This is a genomic window from Paenibacillus sp. FSL H8-0122 (assembly GCF_038005345.1).
GTDB lineage: Bacteria > Bacillota > Bacilli > Paenibacillales > Paenibacillaceae > Paenibacillus_AQ.
In genome coordinates, this window is sequence record NZ_JBBOTB010000001.1 from 4,115,836 (window position 1) to 4,129,740 (window position 13,905).

At 54.6% G+C, this 13,905-nt stretch carries 6 protein-coding genes; all 6 read right to left on the reverse strand.

From position 1 onward, the window contains the following. Positions 1–35: 35 nt before the first annotated feature. Positions 36–1,286, reverse strand: coding sequence for a stalk domain-containing protein (locus NSS64_RS17910; protein ID WP_340942064.1), 1,251 nt, complete (start codon positions 1,284–1,286; stop codon positions 36–38). A 141-nt stretch (positions 1,287–1,427) separates the two neighbouring features. After that, a complete protein-coding gene (locus tag NSS64_RS17915; RefSeq protein WP_341141005.1) occupies positions 1,428–2,384 on the reverse strand; it encodes a nucleoside hydrolase in 957 nt (318 codons plus the stop codon). Positions 2,385–2,532: 148 nt separating this feature from the next. Further along, positions 2,533–3,714, reverse strand: coding sequence for a MalY/PatB family protein (locus NSS64_RS17920; RefSeq protein WP_341141006.1), 1,182 nt, complete (start codon positions 3,712–3,714; stop codon positions 2,533–2,535). 87 nt (positions 3,715–3,801) lie between these two features. Then, positions 3,802–4,164, reverse strand: a complete 363-nt coding sequence (locus NSS64_RS17925; protein ID WP_340992155.1) for a LytR/AlgR family response regulator transcription factor — start codon at positions 4,162–4,164, stop codon at positions 3,802–3,804. Between the two features lie 265 nt (positions 4,165–4,429). Continuing rightward, positions 4,430–5,119 (reverse strand): S1 family peptidase, encoded by a 690-nt coding sequence (locus NSS64_RS17930; protein WP_341141007.1) that lies wholly within the window; start codon positions 5,117–5,119, stop codon positions 4,430–4,432. A gap of 30 nt (positions 5,120–5,149) precedes the next feature. After that, complete coding sequence (locus tag NSS64_RS17935) at positions 5,150–13,870, reverse strand: chitobiase/beta-hexosaminidase C-terminal domain-containing protein (RefSeq protein ID WP_341141008.1); 8,721 nt, start codon at positions 13,868–13,870, stop codon at positions 5,150–5,152. Positions 13,871–13,905 lie beyond the last annotated feature (35 nt).

Below are 13,905 nucleotides of genomic sequence, written 5' to 3' on the forward strand. Positions count from 1 at the left end.
ACCATACGGCAGTCTTCATTATAATAGATATCCTGCTACAGCTCGATAGCTTCTCCCATCCGGTTCAGCACCGGCTGGCCGATGATACCCAGACGCCAGATCGCAATCCCCTTAAGGCCGTACCGCTTAGCCAGGCCGATCTTGGCATTGACGGAGGCTTCGTTCTCACTGTAGACCGATATCCCGAGAATCAGCTTCTCCTTGCTGACCTGATCAAGCGCCAGCCGGATGCTCTCATCGACCTTATTCATCGGCTCCGGCCCGGTCTCTCCTTCATAGGCGTAAGCCATAATGACCAGATCATCCGCAAGTGTCCCCAGCGTCTTGTAATCATACCCCTTGTAGGAGCTGTTCAGCGGATGCAGAATGACGGTCAGCTTGAGGCTGGCGGCGCGGGCGGCTGTGGAGAGCTTTTGGACAAAAGCGTTATATTGGCTCTGTACCAGCGCCTTATCCCCCGTCAGTCCCAGTCCTTCCAGATCCAGTCCGATGCCCTTGAAGCCCTTCTGCGAGGCCAAATCAACAATACTGGCGATCGTCTGCTGCTGGAGCTGCGGGTCCTCCAGATTCTTGCTCAGCTCCAGGGACGAGTCACTGGAATAGACCATCAGGTAGGGAGAGGTCCCTCCCGCCGCCGCATTCTGCACAATCGATTCCGGCGTAACCTCGCCTGCCGCCTCCGGCCACCAGAAATCCTTGCCGGTGGTGGTGAACTGGCCGTCTTTATCAATTCGCGCCCAGCCAAAAGCAACCGCATCGAAGCTTGGAATAAGCGAGACCTCACTGTAGGCCTTCTGAGCGTAGAAGCCCAAGGTGTACATGTCCCGTTTCGGGGAGGTAATGGATACGGTCTTGGACGCCTGATCCCAGGAGGCAGCCGCCCCGAACTGCTGGCTGAAGAATTTGAGCGGCAGCATCGTCGTTCCGCGGATATCCTGCGGCGCTGCCGCAAGCTTCACTACCGTCCCGTTCACGACGGCATTTTTGCTGCCGAGGGTCAGGACCACTACGGTTGGAGCGGTGCCAGCTGCGTCCTTCCGGGTGGCGGTGATTTTGCGGGCCTTCTGATTCCATTCCACCTGAATTCCCAAGGCTTCAGAGATGGCGCGGAAGGGCACCATGGTCGTTCCGTTCATCATCACCGGCTCCACCGGGAACGGCAGCGGATATCCGTCCAGCATGATACTGACACCCGCAGGTGCCGCATGGACCGCGCTTGCCGGAAGTGCCGAGAGGCTGCCGAGTGAGATCGCTGCGCATAATACTATTTTGGCCAAATGCTTCATATAAGTAGGTTCCCCATTCTCTCAGATAGATTGTGAATCTCTCAACCTTACATCCCCTACTATTCTAGCAAACTAGATAAATATAGCAAATGAAGAGATTGTAACCATTGCAGATTCACCCGTCCGGGGTTCCCTTAACACCTATATGAACACGCTCAAAAAGACACCAACCGCCCGCTCAGCATCCACCTCTACAGCCACTTCGATGAACCCGCCTTCTTTGGGTTGTGCCCGCAAGTCTGCTACGACCATACCGGAGGTGAACGCCCCCTGATGCTCTACACGGACCTTCATCCGGCGGCAGGTTACCAGATCCGGCTGCAAGGCAGCCATCAGGGCCAGCGGATCATGCAGCGGAGCGCTGTTAATCAGATAGTTCGCCTCGCGGTAAAATTTAAAATAATACGCCAGCGACTCTTCCATGAAGTCGATGACCGCCTTATTCTCTTCCCGTCCATGCCGCTTCAGCAGCTCCACATGCTCAGAAGTGATCCGCGTCTGAAGAGTCACATCCAGCCCGATCATCATTACAGGCAGCCCTGAGGTGAATACTCGGTCAGCCGCTTCCGGGTCGCCCCACAGATTGGCCTCGGCCACCGGTGTGACGTTGCCCGGCTTAAAGACCGTACCGCCCATAACTACTACCTTCTTCAGCTTGGAGGTCAGCTGCGGGTCCAGATCCAGTGCCAGCGACAGGTTAGTGAGCCGTCCAAGCATCACCAGCACAATCTCTCCCGGATTCTCGTCCGCCATCCGCACAATGAACTCTGCCGCCGTTTCCTGCACCGGCACCTGCCGGGAGGGCGGCAGCTGAACGCCGCCGATGCCATTTTCCCCGTGAACATGGGTGGAGAAGCCGGTCAGCTCGCGTACCAGCGCACGGGAAGCGCCAAGCGCTACCGGGATTTCATAGCCCGGAGCCGCCAGCTCAAGCAGCCGCAGCGTGTTATCCGCCGCCTGCTGCACATCAATATTGCCGAACACGGTCGTAATCCCCTCGACCACCACACCCGGTGCCCGGAGCGCGTACAATATGGCCAGTGCATCGTCTATCCCTGTATCACAATCGATGATGATTCTAGTTGTGCTGGTGCTCATCTCTATCTCTCCCAATCTCTATATTTACTTTGCTCTCTTGGCTTAGTCGCACTGCCCATCTTAACATGGGGCTTCCCCTGGCTCAATATGGTTTGTACACAACAAAGAATCCGCCAGCCTCATCAGGCGACGGACTCTTCATTACAGATTATCGGGTTACATAAGCCGCCGCAGCCTTGACGAACCGCTCCAGCGCTTCAGCCAGCAGGGAGCGCGGGCAGGCCAGATTGATCCGCAGATGGCCTTGGCCTTCCGCTCCGAAGACGGAACCTTCATTGAAAGCCACCTTAGCCTCGCGGTACATCAGCTGCTTGAGCCCGTCCGCATCGAGTCCGAGCGCCCGGCAGTCGATCCACAGCAGATAGGTTGCCTCAGGCTTCATCGGCTTCACCTGGGGCAGATGTTCTGTCAGATAACTGATCGCGTATTCGGCATTGCCGTTGATATGCGGGATCAGCTCATCGAGCCATTCTCCTCCTTCGTTATAAGCCGCCTCCACAGCCTCCGGCGTGAAGAAGGGCGACATATGCAGGCTGAGCGCCTTAATCTTATAATCAAACTTCCGCTTTAGCTCCGGGCTGGAGGTGACGATATACGAGGTCTGCAGCCCCGGCAGATTGAAGGTCTTGGTTGCCGCTAGTGTAGTCAGCGTAATGTCTGACAATTCCGGCGACAGGGAAGCGAACGGAATATGCTTGTGTCCGGGCATGATCATGTCGCAATGAATCTCATCCGAGATCACGGTTACCCCGTACCGCAGGCATAGCTCGCCCAGACGCAGCAGCTCTTCGCGCTCCCACACTCTGCCGCCCGGGTTATGCGGATTACACAGCAGCAGCAGCTTCGCGCCACCGGCCATAAGCTCCTCCAGCTGCACGTAGTCCATCACATAATGACCGTCTTCCAGCTTCAGCGGATTCGCCGCCACCTTGCGGTCATTCATGCGGATGACATCATAGAACGGATAATATACCGGCGACTGCACGATCACCTGATCGCCCGGCTGGCTGAACAGCTCTACAGACAGGCTGAGCGAGGTGACAATTCCCGGGGAATCCGAGATCCAGTCCTTCTGAATCTCCCAGTCATGGCGTCTGCGGTACCAGCCCGCGATTGCCTCCCGGTAAGAATCGTCCGACACACTGTAGCCGTAGATGCCTTCCCGCACCCGGCGCAGAATGGCTTCCTGTACCGCAGGCGGACTCTCGAAGTCCATGTCGGCCACCCACAGCGGGAGAATATCCTTATCCCCGAACAGCTGCTCGGATTGATCCCATTTGTAGGAACGGGTATTGCGGCGGTCTATGATACGGTTAAAATCATACTTCAACTAAAATCACCCATCCTTTCTGCTTGTCCGTACATTGTACCATGGGCAGAGGACATCCGGCATCCTGATTCCATCCGCCAGCCTGCTTCAGCTTCCCTGGCGCAGCCGCTCCAGAGACTGGCCCAGCCGGACCTCCTCCAGCGGCTTCAGCACATAATCCACAATATCCTGGTCGAAGGCCCACAGGGCATGCTGCTTCGTCTCTGTGACCACCACAATCTGAATATCCGGCAGCTTTTTCTTCACCAGCTCGGCTACGACGACTCCTTGGTGGCCGGGCAGCTGAAGATCCAGAAACAGCACATCGGGCTGCAGCAGAACAATCCGGTCCACCACATTCTCGGGATAAGCAGACATGCCGATCACATTCACCTTGCCTGTATGCTGAAGCATCGATGACAGCTTATAGAGATCCTTCTGATTCACATCCAGCAAATAGGCCTTAATCACCCGGGTTCCTCCTCCTTCCATACGGTGAATTGCGGTTACAAGAGCAGCCCATACATTCTATATTCAAGTGGAAACGGCTTTGCCGTCCTTGTAAAGGACGGTACCGTTTCAGCGAGAAATAGAAGGATAAATTATTGTGTGAAACATATAATTTCTTATATTTTTAAAAAAAGTGCTGTCCCCGCGTTTTCAACGAAACGCCTGAGGACAGCCATAGTCGGTATTATATTGCAGCCGCAAGTGTAAGCTGCTTCTGGTAATGCTTTTAGTTGAAGGAAGCCGGCAGCAGGCTGCGCAGATCCTCCGTATTCACAATCAAATGAATGTTAGTCATCGTCCGCAGGGAACCGGAGATGATACCGGCCAGCTCGCCGTGCGTATCGAGCAAAGGACCCCCGGACATTCCGCTTGCCACCTGGGCCGAGGTCAGAATCCGGCTTCTGCCGTTAATGTCGGCTGCCGGAGTGTTGACAATCCCCTCCGTGATGATCGCTGTATTCTTGAGCGGATAGCCCAGGGCATACACCGCTTCACCATGTCTCAGCTTGTCCTTACGCAGCGGCAGATAAGCATAGGCATTATCCTTTTGCTTCATCGCAGCGGGACTTGGCAGTTCAAGGATGGCCACATCCTTCAGCTCGTCGGACTTCGTGACTTTAATCGGACTGATCACCGTTCCGTCCGCCATGACTCCTTCAATGCGCTGTGCGCTTTTGACCACATGATACGCCGTTGCTGCGGTACCGGCCGGAGACAGGATAATTCCTGTTCCGGTAGAGCTTGCAGTACCGTCGCTTTTCAGCACACGCAGATAAAAGATCGCCTTACCCGCTATTCCATAGCTTTGTTCAGCGCTAAACGCCTCAGGTGTATCCGCACTGGTGGTGCCCGAATAGAAGAGTATCGCCGAGATCAATGAGAGGACCAGGCTTACGGCAAGCAGCTTTGTTTTCATCCGCCGATCTCCTTCACTTATGAATTTCTGTTATTTCACAACTGACATGATGTCTTTGTAAGCCCAGTGGGTTGCCGGAACATCCTTGAACCGTACAGCCGTTACCGTCAGCTTCTTCGTGCCGGCAATCCGGTTGATCAGCACTACGGCCTGCGCACGGGTAATCGGTGTTCCCGGCTTGAAGGTTCCGTCAGGGAAGCCTTGCACATATCCCGCCTGCGACAGGGCATTCACGTATTTCTCAGCCCAGTGTCCGCGGATATCCTTCTGCTTCGTCACACCTGTCTGAGTTACATCCAGCTTCAGCACAGTGGTCATGATTTTGGAGAACTCGGCTCTGGTTAAGCCCTTCGTTCCGCCGAATCCGCCATCCGGGAAGCCTTCAATAATGCCCGCCGATGCGAAGAATCCGGTCAGGCCTTCATTCTCGGCATTGACATCATTGAACAGATTGCCTACATTCACTTCTTCCATATCGAGCAGCGGCGCAAGGGACTGGATCAGCTCATACCGCGTAATAGCAGCGTTTGGCATGAACAAGCCGTTCGGATAGGCAGCCATATACTTGATCTCGCCGCTGTTACTCTTCAGGCTGTACTTCGCATTCTCCACCACATACTCGATGGTAATGACTTTATCGTCTTTGTCCGTGATGGCTTTGACCGTCATACTCTTGGTGATCAGCAGCTCGCCGGTGTATTTCGTACTCTTGGCAGTCGGAATGCTGCCGTCCGTTGTGTAATAGATTGTCTGCCCTTCTGGAGCCTTCAGCGCAAGCTTGCTGTTCTTGGCAATCTTCACAGGCTCCTTGCTGTCTCCATTAATAGACGTTGCGCCTGCAATAGCGGTAATTGCCGGAGCTGCCGGTGCAGGTGTCGGGCTCGGAAGCGGAGCTGCCGGGCCAGGACCACCCCCAGGGCTCGTACCAGGGCCGGAACCAGGGCCGGGATTAGGGACGACAAGCGTCCAGGTCCAGGTTGCCACCGGACTGTACTCTTTGCCGGGAGCAATGGTAACGGCTCTAACTGTTGTTGTGCTCTTAAGATCGATAGGTCCGCTGTACACCTGGGAGGTCTCTGTAGGTGTTGTACCGTCCAGTGTATAGTAGATGCTTCCTCCCTGCTCGCTTGTTGCCAGTTCCACCTTCACTTCAGTGGTGAAATTCTTATCTGCAGGAGTTGCAGTTGGTGCAACTGCTGCGCTCGGGTACTGGAATGCAGCTGTATTAATAGCAATACTTCTGCTTTGTCCTCCAGCGTTTGCCTTCAGCACTGCACTGCCACCTGATATCAGGCTGCCGGTTGTACCATTCACTACAGCCTTGGACGGATCAGCGCTCCAGGAGAGTGCTCCGCCGCTGCTCATGTGGAATGCCGAACCCACGCGGTTAATCAGATCCTGCGGGTTCAGGATAACAGCGGCTGAAGCCAGTGTCCCTTCATTTGTTCCGTTAAAGGCTTGAAGCAGCGGATAGAATGTGTTCTGGGCTGTCCAGATTCTGGCATCCAGGCCTGCCGGCAGATTCGCGCCGGTAAGCTCTGCACCCGGCAGCCCCATGGCACTGCTGTCATTGCCGGACACTGCCTGACCATTCAGATTGTAGTACGCAATATTATTCTTCAGCATTTGTCTGTTGAACAAGGAGCCGCTGATCGTGGCCTTGTCCGATTTCTGTCCGGCAATCCCGCCGAAGAAGGCTTGCAGCGGTTGAATCTTGCCCTTCACTCCAGCCTTCACTTCTCCGGTATTCAAGGAAGAAGTAATCGACCCGCTCTCCGCCAGACCGGCAATCCCGCCAGCCCATGCAGTAGACATGCCTTCAGCGAGGACCGCCCCAGCAGAGTAGCTGTTCTTGATCTCTCCCGCATTCAGACCGCTGATCCCGCCGGCGATCGCCTGGGCTGAAGCTACACGGATATCGCCATAGGCCATCGACTCAGTGATCGTGCCTTCCGCACTGTTCTCACCGGCAATTCCGCCTGCGGCCAGTGCAGATGTAACATCAATATTGCCCTTGGATACAGCCTGGTGAATCACACCGGCGTTGCTTCCGGCAATGCCGCCAATCCGGCCCGCTCCGGCAAGGGTCACACCTTCATTCGTGACCTTCTCCAGGGTACCCTGATTCACACCTGCTGCCCCGCCTGCGGCAGCACTGGCAGTCACGGAACCGCTGACCTTCACATTCTGGATGACTGCACCCTTGTGGTTGATCCCGGCAGCAATACCTGCGTTCACTGCACCGGAGAGTTCCGCTCCGGTAAAGTTCACATTCAGGAGCTGTCCACGGTTATCCTTGATGAATCCGGCGGTCTGCTGCCCGGAGGCTTTCAGCGACAGTCCGTTTAACGTATGGCCTTGACCGTCGAATACACCTGTGAAGCTGTCGAATGCCGTCCAGAAGCGTCCGGCAAGGTCGATATCCGCGCCGAGCAGGATCGTTGCCAGCTCCGGCTTGTTCTCAGCCGTTCTGTTGAACAGCTTGTAATAATTCAGTCCTGTCTCGTTATAGAACATGACTGCCCCCGCCAGCTGCAGCGGAGTCTGCACTGTAATAGCCCCATCCGTCAGGTCGTTCAGGAAGGTAGTATCATAGTCGATACTCCAGAGTCCTGAAGCCAGCGGATCAACTGCTGCTGTACTTACGGCTGCTGCGGCCGCGCCTGTGTTACGTCCTACAGCATCCAATGTGCCTGTGTAGGACGAACTAAGAATTTTGCCGTCCCGGAAGTTGTAGCCGACCAGTGCGCCAGTAGAGACATTATTGCCTGCTACCGCAACCGTGATCTGTGGTACATTGGCATATACACTAGTTAACGTTCCGTCATTATATCCGGCGAATCCGCCGTTATAGGAACGGGTCGAAGACTTCACTCCGACTGTAGCAATCTTATTCTGTAAAGCGTAAGACTTGCTAATGCTGCCGCTTCTCTCCACGGATGCTGCGAAGCCGCCGCTGCGTGTGTCGAAGCCAGTATTGCTAATATCACCGGAGGCATAGGATTCTGTGATCGAGTAATGATCTACAGACCCGGCGAATCCGCCGACATAAGAGCCTAATCTGCCGCTGACATTCAGCTTGCCTGTGGCATAAGACTTCTGAATCTGTCCGGCAAGTGTGCCGTTCTCACCCAGCAGTCCGGCAAAACCGCCTGCATACATCGTGTTATCCTGATTGGTATCTGTAATGACTACCGGAATATCCGTATGGGTATTCGTAATCAGGACATGATCGGCCATACCGATGACCCCGCCGACGCGTGTATTCGGTACCGATTCACCTAGAGTAACTGCTGATCCGACGTTGATGGACTGTCCTGAGCCGGAGATAACTTTACTGTAATGAATCTCTCCGCCGTCTCCCCAGCCGACAAGTCCGCCGGTATTGATCACTCTGCTGTTATCCGTGTTCACACCGCTTCTGACAATGGTATCTACAATGATACCATTGCTGTATCCGGCTACTCCGCCTGCACTCACGGTATTACCGCCGGTTACCTTGAGACCGGAGGCAACTTCGGAGCTATAGATGGAGGCATCCGTATTCTTGCCGGTCAGACCGCCCGCATAGAGATCTGCACGATGATCTGTTCCGGTGACTGTGATCTGGCCATCATGAACCTTCGCAATATAAATCCCCTTATACAGCGGATATGCCTTGCCAAAGTCAAAGCCTTGATCGATATCGTCCGCTGAGATCGTTCCGGCGATTCCGCCGACCGCGACCTCACCGCTCTTCGCCGCCGCCTGAAGCTCAGGTGACGAATCTGCATTATAGATGATGGAGCTATCACTCTCTCCCACAATACCTCCGGCAGTGATCACTTCACCGGCTGCCTGTAACGAAGCCTTGAACTTGGCGTCATTGATCGCCGTCCGGGAAGCCGATCCGGCAATCCCGCCGAGCACAGCCTTCAAGCTGTCGCTGGTCGTAGCCAGCTTCACGCCTGACACTGCTGCATGTTCAATATCGAAGCTGCTGCCGTTATCCACAGAACGGGTCAGCATTCCCCCGAGTCTGCCTTCCTTCGCGCCAACAACACCGCCAGCCGTACCATTAGCTGTCTGCTGTACGCCGCTTCCGGAGCCGGTTACGATTACATTGCGGATGCTGTTCCCTTGATCGGATTGACCGATCATACCGCCAAGGATGGAGCCAAGCCCCCGCGCTTCCAGGGTTCCGTCTGCAAAGCTCACGGTCAGCCCTTCAGCTTGACCCGTCTGGTAATGTCCAACCAGTCCGCCAACCGTGGCTTCCATTCCTGTTGAAGAGATCCGGTATCTCGAGTTCACTTCAAGGGCCAGGCCTGTCACATTACCATTCTGAACCCCGATAACTCCGCCGATAACGGCATGGTCAGCCGCGCTGCCGATGCTGCCGTCCTTATCGTGAATAACATAAGTGTCAGCTGTAATATCCGCTGTGTTGTCGCCGATCAGACCGCCGGCGATGCCGCCTTCAGCTACCGTCTCAATCCGGCTTCCGCCGTCCAGCGTAAGCTGCAGACCGGCAACACTTCCTGAGTTCTGGCCGATGATGCCGCCGACAATGCTGCCGCTGACCTTCACGCCGCCAAGCAGCTTTAGGTCGACATTTTTGACTGTACCCAGATTCGTCCCGGCCAGTACGCCGGTGTAGCCGTTGCCGCCAACCGCAAGCGGCTCAAGGTTCATGTTCTGCACTGTAGCAGTAGCTCCAATGATTCCGAACAGCCCGGAATGCGTGTATACCGGCTGCAGGGTCAGGCCGTCGATTAGCAGGCTTTTCCCGTCGAACATTCCTTCAAACGGATTAGCCTCCTTGTCACCGATAGGCACCCACTGCTTGGATTGGATATGGATCGGATTCATCACAGTCACCGTTCTGTCCTTGAAGCCGAATTGCTCTACACCGGCAATGGTGCCGTTGACAATTCCCGCCAGACCGGCAAGCTCAGCCTCCGAGGTGATCTCGAAGCCGATTGCATCCTTATCCTTCGTGTACCAGTTGATATTGGCATTCACGTTATTGCCGTTGTCTCCGCCGCCGGTATTGGCAGTGCGGTTGACTTCAGGATAGCGGTATGCCGCGCTGAGCGAGCCGTATTTCCAGGCTCCCTCGAAATCCCAGCCCGACAAGCCCGGGAATACCGTTCTGTCCTTCAGTGTCTCCGACAGAATGGTGGTCAGCCGGACATGCACATTCAGCCAGCGGTGATTGCCCTCTGCGAAATCAGGCAGATCGCGGTTGATATTCAGTCCTTCGTCTTTAATATAGTAAGACTTGTAGAGCAGTTCTTTACTTGCATTATCATAACGTCCGGCGAAACCGCCAGCATAAGCGGTCTTTTTCTCCGCTACATTAACCTCTGCTGCTGAGTAGACGTTGTTTATTTTACCGTTTGTAATTCGGCCAACGAAGCCGCCGGCGTAAGAATTATCGTTCGCAGCGTTAACACTTTTCGCTACATAGGAATTCTTGACCGTTCCGCCGGACAGCTCTCCGATCAGACCGCCGACAATGGTATAGACTTTGTTCGCTGTAACCTTGGAAGCGGAGTAGGATTGCTCCACCGTACCGGCTGTATTTCTGCCGATCAGTCCGCCCAGGTAGACCGAACCGCTTGATGTTCCTTGGGCATTGCCCGTCACATCAATATCTACATAAGAGCCAATGACTGCACCGGCATTGCTGCCTACTAATCCTCCGGCATGTGTGCCTGTCCCTTCAATGGTCAGGTTCGCATTGGAGTACGTGTAGTAGAGTGTTCCTGATGCTGTATTCACACCTGCCAGACCGCCAATGAGGGAGGAATTGCCTCTGGAGATCACCGAGATTTTATCGGTAATGCTGTTGTTGGCAATCAGCGTACGGTTCTCGCCAACCATACCGCCCACAATGGCATTGGCGGAGGTAGCTGAGACCGTACCCAGTGTCCGGGTATTCTGAATCGTGCTGACCGAGGTCACAGGATTCAGTACCGGATCAATACTCTGAGCCGCATTGAGGCCCACAATGCCCCCGGCATAAGAGGAGACTGCACCGTCGTTAGCCTTCAGATTCAGACCGCTGATATAAGTGTCTACAATAATGCCTGTAGCACTGCCGTGGTTATATCCGGCCACTCCGCCTGCAGTAGCGCGCGGTGCATTAAGGGTCAGACTCACCGCTGAACCTACTAGACGTTCCAGCCTGGAGGACTCATTGTAGCCTACAATCCCGCCAACATAGGCATCAGCAGCCGCTGGCCCTGCCAGAATCAGCATATTCTCTACATTGACGACTTTGCTGTCACTGCTGATGCTGCTGTTCGTAAGGGTACCTGCCAGACCGCCGACAGACGGCTTCGCTGCTTGCGCCTGGATGAGCATCAGCGCGCCATCTTGCGCATTCACTTCCGGTGCTGTAATATCCGTTGTCACAGCAGCACCTACGATCGCCCCCGCTTTGGCATCCGCCGCTGTCAGCGTAATCATCGGATCAGCTCCGGGAACATTCAGCACAGCAGAAGTAATTCCTGCACGTGCGTCAGGAGTCTCTGTCCCCGCCGAATATCCGGTGATCCCGCCAGCTACAGCGCGTACACCTTTTGCTTGAATAGACAACTGAGTCACTGTAGCGTTAACCAGCTGTCCGGCATTGAAGCCGGTATTCCCGCCAAGCTGGTTATCCGCACCGCTTGCAGTGATAACTACATTCTCCGCATGATTGAACGGAGCGGCTGCGGCCGAATGGTTCTCGCCGAACATACCGCCGGCTTTTACCGAAGCGCCTGTAGCTTTAATCTCAATCCGGTTCGTGTGCCCGTTGAACTGGGCAGCCGAGTTATGCCCTGCGCCGCCGCCGAAGCTTACCTTGTCGGCCTTCAGCTCTGTAACGATATCCTGGACATCCACAGGCACAGCAGCAGACCCGACTACCGCATCAGCGTTCAGCTTACCTGCTGCGCCGCCGATGATATACCCGCTTCTTCCCGCTTCATTCAGGAAGCTGATCCGCGAGGCCTTACTGCCGGTCAGCGTCAGCGGCTTGGTGTTCACGCCCACGAGTCCGCCGAATGTGATATTGTCCTGCCCGTCTGCCGCATCCGCTACCACAGCTTGAAGCACCAAAGTGCTGTAGCCTGCCGATTCAGCATCACCGGCAGTGACTCCACTTACCGTTCCTTGTGCGTTCCCGGCGATCCCGCCGGCAACCCCGCCTGCAGAAGTGACTTGCAGTGTTGCATATTTAATAGAAGAATTACTCAAGGTTCCTTCCAGATAGCCAACGATACCGCCGATGGTACCATCGGAAGTGATGGCCAGAGGCTTGCTTTCTGTCGTGCCGGTAACTGATGAAGCAATGGTTCCGCCCATTTCGTAACCAACGGTACCGCCTGTGTATACATCCGCAGTACCATTAACCTTCAGTTCACCTGTGGAAGAGGTCTGGGTGATGTTCCCGCCTGCATCGTAACCGGCAATTCCGCCTGTGTAGACTCCTTTACCGCCGTTAACTGAGATCAGCTTTCTATTCTCGAATACTCCTGCCGTAGCGTTGCTGGTAACCAAGCCGCCTGCGGCATATCCGACGAATCCGCCGGTAGCTACATTCTCTGCGCCTGTTGCTGTAATCTGCTGAGTATTCGCATAAGGATGCGTCCAGGTGAATTTGCTGCCGGTATATCCGGCAATCCCGCCTGTATATACGTTCTTGCCGCCGTTATTGGTAACCGGCGCTGTATTTACAAAGGTAATGGAAGCCGCTTCGCTTGCTACCGTACCTGTTGCACCTACCAGCGCCCCGGCTGCCGAATTCACTGCCGCTGCTGCATTCACGGTAATTGCACCATTATTGGTAGTCATGTTGGAGAAGACGACGGTGTTGTCTACTTTACCGGCAATCCCGCCTGCTGCAACCTGATTCCCTCCGGCGATGGTAACAGCCGCCGTATTGATGATTGGAGTGTCTTCATCATTTAGACGAAGCGGTCCTGTAGTATGACCTGCGATCCCGCCTGCGGTAAGCACAGAACTGTCCGTTCCCTGGGCAAGAACCGCTCCATTGTTGACCACTTTTTTGATGATAATGCCTCTGGAATCGCCATAGCCCATAATTCCGCCAACATCGGCTGAACCATACGCTGTAACCGTCCCGTTATTGATAGAATTCGAGATCATCCCTTCGCCCATGCCGACAATACCGCCCGCGTAGGAGTGGTATGGAGAAGCGTCCGAAGTGATATTGATCTGGTTAGTAATGTCAAACACAATGCTGCTGCCGCTCATTTTACCTACAGCAGAGCCTGCATAGACATCATAGGTCACTCCGGTAACAGAGATGGTACCTGTTTCAAAAATCAGGCCGCCTACTGTACCGCCTACCATGTTCCCTACCAGACCCTGATAAGAACGGTTTGCTACTACATTCAACCCGTTAATCTTCTTCATCAACCCGTTCTCGGTGATGAGTGTTCCCCGGAATGGATGCTCAGCGGTACCGATGGGCACCCACTGGTAAGCAGAGAGATTAAGGTTGTCCGTAATCTCCAGAATTTTACCGCTTAGACCGTTTACGGTACCTTCATTGACGAGCTTGGCTACACCTGCCAGCTCTTCAGCATTCTTAATTTTGAAGGTATCATTCGTTGGCACATACCACCTGGTATCGGCCGTGCTGTCCCAGGTCTGCGGATCAGCCTTGGCCATGATGCCTCCGGCAACTGCGGCAACGACAATTACCGCCAGTGCTATTAGATAACCTATCCATGATCTTCGCTTCAAAGCCATGTTGACACCACCTGAATAGTATTGTGATTAGGGAT

Coding starts and splice junctions, on each gene's coding strand:
- NSS64_RS17910 (WP_340942064.1), bottom strand. CDS start 1,286: ATGAAGCATTTGGCCAAAATAGTATTATGCGCAGCGATCTCACTCGGC.
- NSS64_RS17935 (WP_341141008.1), bottom strand. CDS start 13,870: ATGGCTTTGAAGCGAAGATCATGGATAGGTTATCTAATAGCACTGGCG.
- NSS64_RS17915 (WP_341141005.1), bottom strand. CDS start 2,384: ATGAGCACCAGCACAACTAGAATCATCATCGATTGTGATACAGGGATA.
- NSS64_RS17930 (WP_341141007.1), bottom strand. CDS start 5,119: ATGAAAACAAAGCTGCTTGCCGTAAGCCTGGTCCTCTCATTGATCTCG.